The sequence below is a fragment of the Streptomyces desertarenae genome (genome assembly GCF_042681365.1).
Taxonomy (GTDB): Bacteria; Actinomycetota; Actinomycetes; order Streptomycetales; family Streptomycetaceae; genus Streptomyces; species Streptomyces desertarenae.
This window is the reverse complement of record NZ_JBHUFU010000004.1, coordinates 215,183-227,838: the sequence shown is the minus strand read 5'-3', so window position 1 is coordinate 227,838 and position 12,656 is coordinate 215,183. Positions and strand designations below refer to the sequence as shown.

Below are 12,656 nucleotides of genomic sequence, written 5' to 3'. Positions count from 1 at the left end.
CCATAGGCGCCGCTGCGGCGGGCCGGCGTACGGCACCGATGGGGTGGTGCTCACGCGGCCATCACCGGCGACACCGCCCTGTCCAGCTCTGCCAGCAATGCCGCGCTCTCGGTCAGGCCCAGGAGCGAAAAGGCCTGCGGGAAGTTCCCGAGCTGTCGGCGAGTGACCGGGTCGTACTCCTCGGCGAGCAGCCCCAGGTCGGTGCGCAGGGCCAGCAGCCGCTCGAACAGGTCCCTCGCCTCGGTGAGACGGCCGGTAAGCGCGAGCGCGTCCACCAGCCAGAACGAGCACAGAAGGAAGGCGCCCTCATCTCCCGGAAGACCGTCGACACCCTCCTGAGCGCCAGCCGTCGGGTATCGGTGGACCAGGCCCTCGTGGGACGACAGCTCCCGGCGCACCGCGTCGACCGTGCCGATCACCCGCGGATCGTCCGGGGGGAGGAAGCCCGTGCGGGGGAGCAGCAGCAGCGAGGCGTCCAACTCCGTCGAGCCGTACGACTGGGTGAAGGTGTTGCGGACAGGGTCGTAGCCCTTGGCGCAGACCTCGGCGTGGATCTCGTCCCGCAGGGCCGTCAGCGCGTTCAGGTCGGCGTCCAGAACACCGTCCTTGGCGAGGCGGACGGCGCGGTCGACCGCCACCCAGCACATGATCTTCGAGTGCGTGAAGTGGCGGTGGTCGCCGCGGACTTCCCAGATGCCGTCGTCGGGCTCGCGCCAGTGCTGCCGCACGTAGTCGACGAGCTTGAGGATCAGGGCCTCGGTGTTCTCGCAGCGCGCGACCCCGTGCTGGTGGGCCAGGAAGAGCGTCTCGACGACCTCGCCGGGCACGTCGAGCTGCAGCTGGTCGACCGCGCCGTTGCCGATGCGGACCGGGCTGGACCCCTCATACCCGGGCAGCCACGGCAGCTCCCGCTCGGGCAGCTCCCGGCGCCCGTCGATGCGGTACATGATCTGCAGGTTCTGCGGGTCCCCACCCAGCGTGCGCAGCAGCCACCGCCGCCACGCGGTCGCCTCGTCCCGGTACCCGGTGCGCAGCAGCGCGGACAGGGTGACCGCGGAATCGCGCAGCCAGCAGGCCCGGTAGTCCCAGTTGCGCACCCCGCCGATCTCCTCGGGCAGCGAGGTGGTGGGCGCGGCGACGACCCCGCCGGTGGGACCGTGGGTGAGGGCCTTGAGGGTGATCAGGGCACGGACGACCGGCTCGCGGTACGGGCCGTCGTAACGAAGCTGCTCCACCCACGCCGCCCAGAAGGCTGTGGTTTGCACGAGGGCTGCCTCGGCGTCGGGGACTTCGGGCGGGGCAGTGTGGGAGGGCTGCCAGCTCAGGGCGAAGGCCACCCACGCGCCGGCCGCGATGGTGAACGCGTGGCGGACGGCGCCGTCCTTCTCGGTGCCCGGCACGGAGGTGTCGAGCCACAGGGCGTCGGGGCCGCTGACCGCGGCCGTCCGCCCGTTCTCGCCGTAGATCCACGGCGTGTGCCGGCCGTAGCCGAACCGCGGGGAGAGGGCCGACGCCATCTCCACCGTGCCGGAGACGCCCTCGACGATGCGGGTCAGCTGCGGGCCGTGCCCGTCACGAGGCGGCATGAAGTCGAGCACGCGGACGGTGCCGGTCGCGGTGTCCCACTCGGACTCGACGATGAGGCTGTCGCCCACGTAGCGGCGGCGGTCGGCGTACGGGGCCGGCACACCGGCGGGGACGGCGGGGCCTATCCGCCAGGACCCGTTCTGGTCCGTGCCGAGCAGGCTGGCGAGTACGGCCGGTGAGTCGAAGCGGGGCAGGCACAGCCAGTCGACGCTGCCGTCCCGGCAGACCAGGGCGGCGGTCTGCATGTCTCCGATGAGGGCGTAGTCCTCGATGCGCGGACGGCGGGCAGGCGGGGGGAGTGGCGGCGTGATCATGGGGTGCGGTCTCCAGGTGAGGCGAGGATGGCGTAGGCATGGGAGTGGTCGAGGTCCGGGTGCAGGGGCGGGCGGCGCCAGGAAGCGGTAGTTGCGGGCCCGCCCTCGTCCAGCGCGGTCCACGGGCGGACCAGGTCCTGGATCTGCTGCCTGGTCCGGGGCCGGAAGACGATGCTGGCCCGGGCGTAGTGGGCGGCGAGGCCGGCCATCGTGTCGGGGGCCGTATCCGTGGTGGCGTGGGTCAGTGAGAGAGCGGAGCCGGGCGGGAGCCAGCCCTTCAACGCTGCCAGGGCGGTGCGGGCCGCCTCGTCGCTGATCCACGGCAGGACGTCGTGCAGCAGGACCCCGATCGGACGGGTGCGGTCGAGTCGCGCGACCCGGTCGGCGGCGAGTAGGGCGGGCATGTCCTTGAGGTCCGCGTGGAGCGCAGCCGTGCCGTGGCGCTCGGCCAGGCTCATCCGCGCGTGGGCCGCGACGCCGGGGTCGTGGTCGACGTAGACGATGCGCCGCACAGCGTCGGGCAAGGAGGCGTGGTCGTCGTGCGGCAGGCCACAGCCCAAGTCAATGACCTGGTCGATGCCGAGCTCCCGGGCGAAGAAGGTGAGGATCCGGGGACCGTGGGCGCGGTTGATTCGCACGCTGGCCGGCAGCCAGGGCGCGACAGCGCGAAGGCCGTGGGCGAATTCGCGGTCGACGAGGTAGTTGTCGGTCCCGCCGTCGAGATGGTCCTGGACGCGAGCGACACTCGGCGTGGCGAAGTAGTCCGCGGGGAGCGCTGATGTCATGCCCGCACCTCCACGCCCTGGAGCGTGCGCCCGTAGCCGCGGACTCCGCGGACCTCGCCGTCGGCCTGATACCGGGCGCCGGTACGGACGCGGAGTACGAAGGCTGTGTGATCGAGGACGAGCAGCCGGGCCATGGGCGCGACAGGCGGCGCGCCACCGAGCAGGATCCTGAGCAGCCGGGTGAGGATCATGAGGCGGCCTTCCGATACATGGCGTCGGCCGCGCGCACGAACCTTGCGTACGTCTCCTCGCGGCCGCACGCGGCCTCCACGGCCTCCCTCAGCGCGGCGCTTACGGCCCGCGCCGCGCCGGAGCCGGTCTCGTAGGTGGGGAATAGGCCGACCCGCGTCATCAGGCGGTGCCTGTGGAGTGTCACCTCGGCGGGCGAGTTCACCATGTGGACGAACAGGACCGGATTCGCCGGCAGGATGCGGACCACCAGCCCCCGGCCGTCGGGTTCCTCCCGCCTCACCAGGTCAGCCAGATGCCGCAGCTGGTCGGCCACCACCTCGGTCTGGCTGCTCCCCCTGATGAGCACGTTCTCGTCCAGCAGCACGGTTCGCTGCTGCCCTGCGGCCCACGGGACCTTGTGCACCCACGACGGCAGCCCGAGCACGGGCTCATCGGGGGCGGCACACTCATCGGGGTCCAGCACGAGCTTCTGGTACGCCAGAGTGCGCAGCCCGGCGGGCACTCCCATGCAGAACTGGCTCACCTTGTCCGCTGTCCGCATCACGGCGATGTAGCGGGCCGCCGCCTCGCCGTCGTCGGCCACATCGGCCCAGAAGTCGTGCCGCGTCCGGCGGGCGAGGCCCTGCTCTGCGCACTGGTCGCGACGGTAGCTCTGCGGCGGCATGTGCAGCATCAGGAACTCGGCGTGCTTCCTTGCCACGCCGTAGCGCTTCAGCAGCGTCTGCAGCGCGTCCGGTGGGATGGGCGACTCGGCCCGCTCCCACCGGCTGACGGCCGAGCTGGACACCCGCGCGGCGCCGGCCGCGTCCTCGAGCGTGGCGCCTTTCGCCTCGCGCAGGCACCGCAGGTAGAGGCCCGTCACGATCCGGGCAGGAGCCTGCGGCACCTCAGTGGGCGACGACGGAACGGCATGCAGCATGAAAGGGACCTCGCGTAGGTCGTTCGGATGGGTCAGGGCAGGTCGCGCGGTACGGAGCGACCGGGGTGGTCGGGGCGCTCGCACGGTTCCGACAACGGCTCACGGGCCAGATGAGGCGGCGACGGTCGCCGTGTTCTCGCCCCGAGCAGGACGAGCAGGCCCATGGCGGTCACGATGAGGCCGGTGAGGATCAGACCGGTGCCGGTCACCATGGTCTCGGCCCGGATCCGGCGTAGATCAGGATGGCCATCGCGAGGACGAAAACGCCGATGCGGACCTGGTTCCGGCTCAGGCGCCACCCCGTCGGCCGCTTCACCGGCGGCGGCCTACGCACGCCACACCTCCCAGTCGGCCCGCTCGCGCAGACCGAAGAACCGGCGTCGCGCGTCGGGGTCCAGGTCCGCCGGGACCGGCTCCCCCCACACGACGTGTGTCCCGCTGGCCGCCACGTCATGGAAGCCCGGGCGTCCCCGTAGCTCCCGCACGGTGAGTTCCGCGAAGCCCTCGTGGAGCATGTTCATCCGGCCACCGCGGCGCCCCCTACTCACCGGGACCGCGAGGAGCGGGAGCCGGTACACCGCCACCGCTACTGCGCCAAGCAGGAGTTCGACGTGCACGAGCCGAGATGCCCAGTACTCGAAGTCGCACGCCTCCTCTGCGGCGAGGAGCTGCACACCCAGCGGCTGCCGGGCCGGGGGCGGGCACGTCCGGATCACGACGTCACCGCCGTGCGCGTAGTCCTGACCGGGGGCAGCGGCCGCCGCGGTCCGATGACCTCACCGGACGGCAGGAGGCATCCGGTGTCCTCGAAGACAAGCACTCCGTTGCACAGCTCGCTGCAGCCGATCTCAGGGCGGCGAGCACGCACGCGTGCGGCCTCGCGGTCGTCGGCATTGGCCGGCGGGCACTCGGGCCGGTGACCACACACCAAGCCGGCGGCAGCCAGTTCGCTGATCACTATCTTCACGGCCTCTGCCAGGCGGCGCAGGTGTACGCGGGCCGCCACGTACTCCGTGGGCACGTCCGTGTCAGCGAGCCAGCGGGCTGCCGCGAGCGCCTTCTCGATGGCCGGCCACCGACCGGGAGCGGCGTAGCCCAGTTCCATGAGGTGGCCGCGCAGCCTGAGGACCAGGTCGTCGATATCGCGGTTGCCGTCGAGAAGGGACGCGTTCTCGTCGAGCACCAGGGCAAGGGTCTCCCTGGCAGAAGCGGAAATCGAGCGGGTGCCGGCAGGAACGCCAACTGACCTCGGACGCATGGCAGTACGGGGCGGGCGGAGGTTCATGGCATAGCCTCCTCGGCGGCGCCGTAGGGCGCTGGAAGACGGCCCGGTGCGTGCTGGGACTTGCTTATGCGGCGGCGCTCGTCATAGCGCCAGCCCAGCCGACGGGGGGCGGTGATTCTGTCGTTGGGAAGGATCCCGCCGCTGCCTTCGAAGAGCAGGACACCGTTGCACAGCTGCGACCAAGCCTGATCCCGGTGAGCCACGATCACGATGGCGGCCTCGGCAGAGGGGCAGGTGGGCGTGCGCCGACACATGGTGAGTCGTCGGTGGAGGCGGCGCTGCGGGCGGGAGCGGGCGGTGGTGACCGGCGGCCGTGGGGGGAGACCTCGCCCCGGCTGCCTCCAGGCTGCCGCGTAAAGGCCCTGTGTCCCTCTCCGGCCTCCCAGCGGTCGGTCGGGATCTCCCGGGATCTGGCGGATCACGGCAGCAATGACGTCGGCACTGACCTGTTGGGGCCGTCCGAGGGGGAACAGGTTGGACGCAAGCCGTCGGCCTGCTGAGCGGAGTGCATGGGCTTCGCCACAGGGCTGGGTGCCGAGAACCGGCGAGATGAGAGCGATCACGGCAACCTCTCCGTGGACGGCGATGCGGAAGGACTGCGAATAGCGTTGCCGTTCCTCGCCGCGCTTAGGTAGCGAAAACGCCCCCCACTTCTCCCCACTTCAAGGGCGCGGAGAACGGCGCAAGTGCCCTTCGGCTCCCAATGCGACGCGGACAATAGCGGAAAATCCGGTCACGGATTCCGAGAGTAAGACCGCGTCAGAACTCCCGGTCGCTGGAGACCACCTTCCCCTCCCCACTTCGCCCCACTTCTCCGAAAGCGCTTGACCGAAATTCACAAGCAGTGGTAAAGGCGCGCAGCCAAGCTGACAGGGGTCAGGGGTTAGCTGCTTGGCGTCAGCCCAGGTAGAGGCGTGTGCTGGCTTGCTTGACGCCTCCAGCCGCCGACAGAACGGGTACACGGCAGACTCTGCACCGACACCTTCGCAGCGCCGGCGGAGTGCGTGAATATCGTTCCTCTGTACGACATCGCCCGCCATCGGCACCCCCTCGCACTTGGGAAGGACGCGGAGCCGACGGTGAAGTGGGGAGAAGTGGGGACGTGTTTCGCTATCGCCTGCGCAGCGAGATGGGCCACGGTATTCAGCAGGACTTGCCAGTCCATCCCCCGGGCATCGTGAATGCAGCGAGGAGTGATTCCGTGCTTGGTTCCACCAGCACCGTCTTGCCATGTGACCAAGGCCGCGACGGCGGTCACCCCGCGACACACGCTGCGATCAGACTCAGCGACCTCGACGCCCCGCAGCGCGCCGCCCGTCGCATTGTCCGCAAGATCCTCGCGGGGCAGGCTGACGTCACATACACGGACGATGTGGTCCTGGTAGCCGACGAGTTGGTGGGCAACGCTGTTCAGCATGTTGGAGCGGCCCTCGACATCTCCCTCGACGTGTACGACTGGGGAGTGGCTGTCCAGGTTCGGGACGGTGGTGAAGACACCACAGTGGTGCCTGCGAAACCTCCGGCTGCCGATGAGGATGATGAAGGCGGGAGAGGTCTGTTTCTGGTGGATGTACTGGCGAGTGCCTGGGGAGTCCAGCGCGACAGCAAGGGGAAGCGCGTCGTCGCGATCTTCCTCTACCGACCGGGAGACGCTGACCGATGACAACGAGCGATCTCGCACCTCGCCGTCTAGCCCGGGATCTGATGGTGCGCCCGCTGGGCGTCAGCAGCGGCACCTCTCGTTGGGCGTCGTGCGCCGTCCAACCGGACGACGCCCGAATGCTCGACGGCCTGCGCCGCGCTTTGGAGGCTGGCGCCGGCGAGGATGTGGCGCAGCTGTTCGACACAGCCGACAACCACGGGTGCGGCCACGCTGAGAGGCTCATCGGTAAAGTCTTGAAAGAGCACCGGGGTCACAGGGCGCAGGTCGCCAGCAAGGTCGGCCGGGTCCAGGGCTCCGCCCCGCATCCCTACGCCGGCCCGCGGGTTCGGCATCAGCTCGAACAGACTCTGGAAAATCTGTACCTGGATAAGCTGGCCCTCTACACCCTCGAGTCCTACGACTTCGGCGTCGGCGATCGATACCTCGACTCGGTCATCGAGCAGATGTACGCGCTGCGCGATCTCGGTCAGATCCGAGCCATCGGTCTGCGTGGCCCGGGATTCCGTGCCTCGCGCTGCTCGATACGACGTTTTCTGGACCTCTTCGAGAGAATCCGTCCTGACGCTGTCTGGACGCAGGCGAGCGGCCTGCTACCTCTGCCCGACCTCGGAGACGGGGAGGACCTCGGCTCTTTCACCGCTCGCCGGGGGGTCGGCCTGGTGATCGCCTCCCCGCTGGCACACGGCGCGCTGGCGAGCGGCCGCACGGACCGCGCTCTGGCTGCTTGGGGAAGCTCGGCTACCGAACGCGCGGAAGTGGTCACGTCAGCGATCACCTGCGGCCTCACAGAACTCGTCGCCCGGTTCGGCCCGTCCCCTGATGCTCTGGCCCGGGTAGCCTTACGCTTCATCCTCCAGCGGGCACAGAACGCTGTAGCGGTCGTCGGGGTCGGCGACGAGCAGCGGGTCGGGTACGACCTCCGTTCCCTCGGCCCGCCTCTGTCTCTTCAGGAGCTCGCGGCGCTCGAAGGAGTGTTCTCCCGCATGAGGAGTGGGCTGATCCAGCAGGAGGGACACGCCACCTCCGTGGAGGTCAGCGCCTGACTCGCTGCGAAGTGGGCCACACTCAGAGGGCAACTCCGTTGCGGAGGTAGCGCGGGACTCCGTCGTCCAGGACCTGCCAGGCATGGAGGGTCCGGGCCCGCTGGCGATCCGGCAACAGCGGCAGGGCCTCCGAGAGCTCCAAGAACCGGTGCTCCGAGATCTCCTCGTCGCTGGGCTTCACCTGCGCGGCTCGGGCTGGTGACAGGACACCGGCATCGAAGATGAAGCCCAGAAGGTCGTCCCATGGGCCATGGGGTTCGACCCAGTCGACGCACAGGAACCGCAGGCCGGTGATCATGAGGCCGAGCTCTTCACGGAGCTCTCTTCGGACGGCGTCCTCGGGGGCCTCGTTGCCCTCGGCCATGCCGCCGGGGAGATCCCACCCTTCCTTATAGGTCGGGTGCACCAGAAGCAGCCTGCCGTCCTCGTCCCGGATCAGGGCGTCGGCGGCCACTCGCTTCCGTGCCTGCTTCGCGTTGCCCTCGGCCAGGTAGGCGTCACGGCCGGGGTCACCTGGCATGGGTGCGTCGTTCACTGCGGGCCTTCCGGGAGCGCGAGACTGCCGAGCAGCAATCTACGGTGCTGCGCCGTAGCGGTCATGCGCGAGAGGAGCTCGCGGACATCGGCCACTTGGCGGAACTGGGAGAAGTCACCTTGCAGCAGCTCGATTTGGCTGCTGAGCCGAAGAGATGTGACCGACTGGCAGGCGTTCAACAGCTCCACGCCGACCGAGCATGCCGCGTCGGGCTGACCCTGGGCGAGCAAGACTCGGGCCAGTGTGACCTGCCCGAACGCCCTGCTGCGGACCCGGCTCGCATCGCGTAGCGCCAGGGCGCGCTCCGCCTCCTGGGCTGCGTCCCTGAGCAGGCCGAGGTCCAGGAGCACGGAGGCGGCCTCGCTGGCGAGCGCCGCTTCGTCGAACGGCGCCACCCACTGGGGCGCTGGCGTTTCGTGCGCGAGCGCCAGGGCTTCGCGCGCCGTGTCGAGAGCCCGCTGCGCCTCGCCTCGTGCGTTGAGTTGCGCGAATGCCCGGGCCTCCATGGCATGCAGGCGCGCTGCGAGGGCAGGCACCGGCGGGCCGGCCGCGAGGCGGGCCAACCCGCTACGGGCGAGGTCGGCGGCGGCGTGCACTTCGTTTGTCTGCAGAGCCAGGTGGCTCATGCCGGCCAGCACGTTCGCGCCTGCGGTCACGTTGGTCAGGCTCTTCGCCAACCGTAGGGCTCGGCCGAAGTGGCCGGATGCCAGCTCGTCCCGTCCGGCGTCGTGGGCCATCCACGCCGCCATCTCCGTGAGGACGACGGCCGCACCGAACACGGTCTCGCCGTCTTCGCGGCGGTCCGCTGTGCTGAAGAGACTCGGAGCCACCACCGTGTTGAGGTACTGGACCACGGAGCGGTAGACGTGGCCGCCGCCGAGCTGGCGGTCCGCGAGCCGGAACGACTCCATGGCGGCGAGGTGCGGCGCCATCTGCGGACTGTTCCCCGCCATGCTTGCGCCCGCCGTGGTGGCGCTGGCATCGGTTCGCTGTTCGGCCCCCGGGTGCCGGGGGCCGAACAGCTGCTCGGCAGGCTCGCCGAAGAGGTGCTCCAGGACCCGGCACGTCGCCTGGCGCGGCAGTCCCTTGATCTCCCCGGCCATCCAGCGGTCCCAGGTGGACCGGGATACGTACACGGAAGCAAGGGAGGGGTTACCGTCGAGCCGGGCTACCTCCTTGGCCGCCCGCTCGAAGTGCAGCGTGAACGTCTCGTAGATGCGCATGTGGTGGTCCTTAACCACGTCCGGAAAGCGGATCGCCCTGCGCACCGTCACACCCCTCCGTCAGTGGTCCGTGCCGAAGCCGAGGAGGGGGACGTCGTAGAGGTCCGCGTTGCGCCTCCGCGTCAACGCCGGCCCCTCCGCGTTGCTGACGACCTCGACGATGGGGATCTCGCAGATGAACTGCACGGTCGCGCCGAGCAGATGTGACACCCGCCCTTCGGCCGACTTGCCCTTGATGCCGGCTGCGACGTGGATGTGAGGGGCCAGGCAGTCCTTCTCCGTGTCCCAGGCGAGCGTCCCGCCGCCGAGTGCCTCGAGTGTCTCGACGGTGATCTCCTCCCACAACGGGGCCTCGGGGTCGGTAAGGGGTTCGCACGTACCCACCAGCCGGGCCGAGCGGAGACCGCCGACGAACGTCGGGATGTACCCGGCCCGGACGTCCTGGTCCGCACAGAACCGGGTGATGCCTTCCAGGAGGTCCTCCCCGTGATCGAGGGCGAGCACGAACCTTCTGCCGGAATGGACCTGGGCGTAGCGCATGGTCAGAGACGTCCTTTTTACTGGTCGGGGTTCAGGAGTGGTCGAGGAACGCCTTCGCGATCTCCGGGCGGGGTGATCCGGCTGCGAGGTGGGCGATGAGGAGCAGCCGGGCCTTGTACGGGTCGAGTACACCCGAACTGATCAGGCCGCGGGTCAGCAGATCACTCTCGGAGCCGGGAAAGGCGTAGGTGGAGGTGAGCACGGAGCCAGCACCGATGCGTGACGCGAGGACGACGGGCATCGCGGCCGCCAGTGCTTCCAGCCGAGCGCACCATGTCTCCGGGACGTGGCCGGCGCCGAACGCTGCCACCACCAGGCCGGCGACCTTGTTCTCCAGTCCCTCCAGCAACGTCCCGCTGCTGCCCAGGGACGCGGTGATGATCTCCACCGAGGGCAGGTCGCTGATCGGTAGCGGTACGGGGGAGATCGGGTTCAGGCAGTGGTGGAACCTGGCTGCTCCTTCCACCACATGGCCGACCGGACCGGTGCTCGGGGAACCGAAGGCTCCCGGACTGGTCGTGTGCATCTTCCGGACGTGACGTGCGGCATGGATCTCCTCGCCCAGGACGACGAGGATCCCCGCCCCCCGAGCCCCTGCACTCACGGCGGTTTGCACGGCGGCGAGGAGGTTCGCGGGGCCGTCGGCGCCTGCGGTCGCGGCGTTGCGCATCGCGCCGGTGAAGACCACCGGCGTGCTGCCCTGGTAGTAGAGGTCGGTCAGGTACGCGGTCTCTTCGAGGGTGTCGGTGCCCTGGGTCACAACGATCCCATTGACGCCGTCGCGGTCGGCCCGCTGCAGTCGGTCCACGAGGCTGACGATGTCGCTGACTGTCAGGGAGGCCCCGGGCATCTGCCGGAAGTCCTCCGCGGTGACCTCGGCGGCGTCTTGAAGGCCGGGCACGGCGGCCACGAGGTCGGAGCCGGTCAACGTCGGTGTGACGCCGGATGCCGTGCTCGAACGGGTCATGGCGATGGTGCCGCCGAGAGTGAGCACCAGGACGGTGTGGTTGGGGTCGCGGTCAGCGGAGAGCACGAAGGACCTTTCAGGCGGGGTGGCAGCGCGGACAGGGGTTCATCGCGAGAGCGCGAGCTTGCCGAGGAACAGCAGCGTCTCATCCAGCGCGTCTACGGACAGTAGACGGCTGCGAGGTCGCACGAGGCCGGCGACGCCGTGCTCGCCCAGCGCGTGGCACCGAGAGGTCAGCCAACTCCAGTCCAGGCCCAGGTAGTCAGCGAGCGACCGGAGGCGGCCCGTCGGATCATCGCCGCCCAGCACTTCAGCGTCCTGGGCGTCGGCGAATACGGTGGCGTATGTACGCAGCTCTCCGCGGGCGGAGGTGCTGCTTGCAGCCCAGAGGGCTCCGCCGGGCACCCGCCCCCAGTTGGCGATGACGGCGCGCTGGCCGGGAATCAGGGCTACTCCATCCACCTTCGAGTACTCCGGGTTCGTTACCACCCTGACCCGGATTCCGAAGCACTCCATGAGGGCGATCGCCAACAGCAGGAGAACCCTCTCGTACGTTTCGGAGTGCGCCACCTCGGCCTCGGGCAGGCAGAAGACCCGGACGGTCTGTGCCGCGGTGCCGTGGAAGCGTTCGAGGGCGCTGAGGTAATCGAGCTTGTGCTTGAAGAACAGCCAGCAGGCCGCCTCCTCCCCGCTCTGCTCACGCGTCCAGAACATCGGAACTTCGGTCGCATCGGCCAGCTCCTGCTGGATGTGCCGGGCACAGAACGCTGACCCCATCCAACTGCTGCCGACGGTGGTCAGGCCGACGAGCAGCTGGCTGGGCGCCGATCGGGGCAGGGACAGGTAGGTCTTGAAAAGGTGTTGTTCAGTGTCGAGTACCTGGTCATCGGCGAGCAGGCTGTCGTCGAGCTGGGTGAGCGCCCAGAGAATGCCGTAGGTGAGGTCGTCCAGGAGGTACGCCGCGGGAATCGACAGGGGTCCGGTGGGAGGCGGCGTCGGTAGCGCTGGCCTGCGGGCGGTTGCGGCGTCGCGGACATACAGGTTGACGTCGTCGTGCCGCTTCTCGACACCAACGAGGAATCCGCGGCGCGCCGGCCGTAAGAACCGCTCCAGGTCTCGCAGTTCGTCCTGGCTGAGGTCGCTGACATCGGCGTCCTCACCTTGTCTGGTGACGGGAAGGAGGTGGACTGCGGCGCTGGTGCCATCCAGGCGCTGACGCCCGGCGATCTCCCAGGTGCCGACCGGGCCGCCCGCAGGGAGAAGCAAGGTTGATGTGGACCAGCGAGAGCCGAGCCGTGTGGCTGCCGGCTGCAGCTCCGCCACTGGTTCGGTCGCGTCGGGCGCCGGGCTGAACAGCTCTCCGACGGTGTGCCCAAGCATGCGCTCCAGAATCTGCGCCGCCTCGCCGCGGGGACGGCCGTACCAGGTGCCCGAGGACCACCTGTCGAACGTGGTGCGCCCCACGCTGGCCGTGGCGAGTCGGCGGTTGCCCGTTTCGTGCGCGAGCTCCCGGCCGATCGCCGTGAAGTGGATGCAGAACGCTTCCCATCTGAGTAGGTCGCGGTCTTTCAACAGGAGGCTGAACAGCGTCCGACGCATCGCG

General features: G+C 69.5%; 15 protein-coding genes. 2 read left to right on the top strand and 13 right to left on the bottom strand.

Annotated features, from left to right (window positions below):
• Window positions 1–50: 50 nt before the first annotated feature.
• The 8 genes from ACFSJS_RS09000 to ACFSJS_RS08965 form a co-directional block, all read right to left on the bottom strand.
• Window positions 51–1,901 (bottom strand): glycoside hydrolase family 15 protein, encoded by a 1,851-nt coding sequence (locus ACFSJS_RS09000; protein ID WP_380898704.1) that lies wholly within the window; start codon window positions 1,899–1,901, stop codon window positions 51–53.
• On the bottom strand, window positions 1,898–2,686 hold the full coding sequence (locus tag ACFSJS_RS08995; protein WP_380898702.1) for an SAM-dependent methyltransferase: 789 nt from the start codon (window positions 2,684–2,686) through the stop codon (window positions 1,898–1,900). The genes ACFSJS_RS09000 and ACFSJS_RS08995 overlap by 4 nt, the downstream gene beginning before the upstream one ends.
• A complete protein-coding gene (locus ACFSJS_RS08990) occupies window positions 2,683–2,877 on the bottom strand; it encodes a hypothetical protein (protein WP_380898700.1) in 195 nt (64 codons plus the stop codon). The genes ACFSJS_RS08995 and ACFSJS_RS08990 overlap by 4 nt, the downstream gene beginning before the upstream one ends.
• On the bottom strand, window positions 2,874–3,797 hold the full coding sequence (locus ACFSJS_RS08985) for a Scr1 family TA system antitoxin-like transcriptional regulator (protein WP_380898698.1): 924 nt from the start codon (window positions 3,795–3,797) through the stop codon (window positions 2,874–2,876). Before ACFSJS_RS08985 ends, ACFSJS_RS08990 begins: the two co-directional genes overlap by 4 nt.
• Before the next feature lie 32 nt (window positions 3,798–3,829).
• Entirely contained in the window at window positions 3,830–4,009 is a 180-nt protein-coding gene (locus tag ACFSJS_RS08980) for a hypothetical protein (protein ID WP_380898695.1), read from the bottom strand.
• Window positions 4,010–4,123: 114 nt separating this feature from the next.
• Window positions 4,124–4,513: a DUF6302 family protein gene (locus ACFSJS_RS08975; protein ID WP_380898693.1), complete on the bottom strand. Its 390-nt coding sequence runs from the start codon at window positions 4,511–4,513 to the stop codon at window positions 4,124–4,126.
• Window positions 4,510–5,055: a DUF5999 family protein gene (locus tag ACFSJS_RS08970; protein ID WP_380898937.1), complete on the bottom strand. Its 546-nt coding sequence runs from the start codon at window positions 5,053–5,055 to the stop codon at window positions 4,510–4,512. The genes ACFSJS_RS08975 and ACFSJS_RS08970 overlap by 4 nt, the downstream gene beginning before the upstream one ends.
• 23 nt (window positions 5,056–5,078) lie before the next feature.
• A complete protein-coding gene (locus ACFSJS_RS08965) occupies window positions 5,079–5,336 on the bottom strand; it encodes a DUF5999 family protein (RefSeq protein ID WP_380898691.1) in 258 nt (85 codons plus the stop codon).
• A gap of 848 nt (window positions 5,337–6,184) precedes the next feature.
• Here ACFSJS_RS08965 and ACFSJS_RS08960 point away from each other — a divergent pair.
• Both ACFSJS_RS08960 and ACFSJS_RS08955 read left to right on the top strand, forming a co-directional pair.
• A complete protein-coding gene (locus ACFSJS_RS08960; protein ID WP_380898688.1) occupies window positions 6,185–6,745 on the top strand; it encodes an ATP-binding protein in 561 nt (186 codons plus the stop codon).
• The gene (locus tag ACFSJS_RS08955; RefSeq protein WP_380898686.1) at window positions 6,742–7,788 is read left to right on the top strand and encodes an aldo/keto reductase; all 1,047 of its coding nucleotides are present in this window, start codon (window positions 6,742–6,744) and stop codon (window positions 7,786–7,788) included. Before ACFSJS_RS08960 ends, ACFSJS_RS08955 begins: the two co-directional genes overlap by 4 nt.
• A 22-nt stretch (window positions 7,789–7,810) precedes the next feature.
• Here ACFSJS_RS08955 and ACFSJS_RS08950 read toward each other — a convergent pair whose 3' ends face one another.
• The 5 genes from ACFSJS_RS08950 to ACFSJS_RS08930 are packed head-to-tail and all read right to left on the bottom strand — an operon-like array spanning window position 7,811 to window position 12,652.
• The gene (locus tag ACFSJS_RS08950) at window positions 7,811–8,308 is read right to left on the bottom strand and encodes an NUDIX domain-containing protein (RefSeq protein WP_380898936.1); all 498 of its coding nucleotides are present in this window, start codon (window positions 8,306–8,308) and stop codon (window positions 7,811–7,813) included.
• Window positions 8,309–8,319: 11 nt separating this feature from the next.
• Window positions 8,320–9,546, bottom strand: coding sequence for a tetratricopeptide repeat protein (locus tag ACFSJS_RS08945; protein WP_380898684.1), 1,227 nt, complete (start codon window positions 9,544–9,546; stop codon window positions 8,320–8,322).
• Between the two features lie 60 nt (window positions 9,547–9,606).
• On the bottom strand, window positions 9,607–10,086 hold the full coding sequence (locus tag ACFSJS_RS08940) for a PPC domain-containing DNA-binding protein (protein WP_380898682.1): 480 nt from the start codon (window positions 10,084–10,086) through the stop codon (window positions 9,607–9,609).
• 31 nt (window positions 10,087–10,117) lie between these two features.
• Window positions 10,118–11,119 (bottom strand): asparaginase, encoded by a 1,002-nt coding sequence (locus ACFSJS_RS08935; RefSeq protein ID WP_380898680.1) that lies wholly within the window; start codon window positions 11,117–11,119, stop codon window positions 10,118–10,120.
• Window positions 11,120–11,158: 39 nt separating this feature from the next.
• Complete coding sequence (locus tag ACFSJS_RS08930; protein ID WP_380898678.1) at window positions 11,159–12,652, bottom strand: hypothetical protein; 1,494 nt, start codon at window positions 12,650–12,652, stop codon at window positions 11,159–11,161.
• Between the last annotated feature and the right edge of the window lie 4 nt (window positions 12,653–12,656).

Bases quoted from the DNA above. Each gene is read 5' to 3' on its own strand.
- ACFSJS_RS08995 (WP_380898702.1), bottom strand. From the start codon at position 2,686: ATGACATCAGCGCTCCCCGCGGACTACTTCGCCACGCCGAGTGTCGCT.
- ACFSJS_RS08940 (WP_380898682.1), bottom strand. From the start codon at position 10,086: ATGCGCTACGCCCAGGTCCATTCCGGCAGAAGGTTCGTGCTCGCCCTC.
- ACFSJS_RS08950 (WP_380898936.1), bottom strand. From the start codon at position 8,308: ATGCCAGGTGACCCCGGCCGTGACGCCTACCTGGCCGAGGGCAACGCG.
- ACFSJS_RS08945 (WP_380898684.1), bottom strand. From the start codon at position 9,546: ATGCGCATCTACGAGACGTTCACGCTGCACTTCGAGCGGGCGGCCAAG.
- ACFSJS_RS08965 (WP_380898691.1), bottom strand. From the start codon at position 5,336: ATGTGTCGGCGCACGCCCACCTGCCCCTCTGCCGAGGCCGCCATCGTG.
- ACFSJS_RS08930 (WP_380898678.1), bottom strand. From the start codon at position 12,652: ATGCGTCGGACGCTGTTCAGCCTCCTGTTGAAAGACCGCGACCTACTC.
- ACFSJS_RS08985 (WP_380898698.1), bottom strand. From the start codon at position 3,797: ATGCTGCATGCCGTTCCGTCGTCGCCCACTGAGGTGCCGCAGGCTCCT.
- ACFSJS_RS08970 (WP_380898937.1), bottom strand. From the start codon at position 5,055: ATGCGTCCGAGGTCAGTTGGCGTTCCTGCCGGCACCCGCTCGATTTCC.
- ACFSJS_RS08990 (WP_380898700.1), bottom strand. From the start codon at position 2,877: ATGATCCTCACCCGGCTGCTCAGGATCCTGCTCGGTGGCGCGCCGCCT.
- ACFSJS_RS08955 (WP_380898686.1), top strand. From the start codon at position 6,742: ATGACAACGAGCGATCTCGCACCTCGCCGTCTAGCCCGGGATCTGATG.
- ACFSJS_RS09000 (WP_380898704.1), bottom strand. From the start codon at position 1,901: ATGATCACGCCGCCACTCCCCCCGCCTGCCCGCCGTCCGCGCATCGAG.
- ACFSJS_RS08980 (WP_380898695.1), bottom strand. From the start codon at position 4,009: ATGGTGACCGGCACCGGTCTGATCCTCACCGGCCTCATCGTGACCGCC.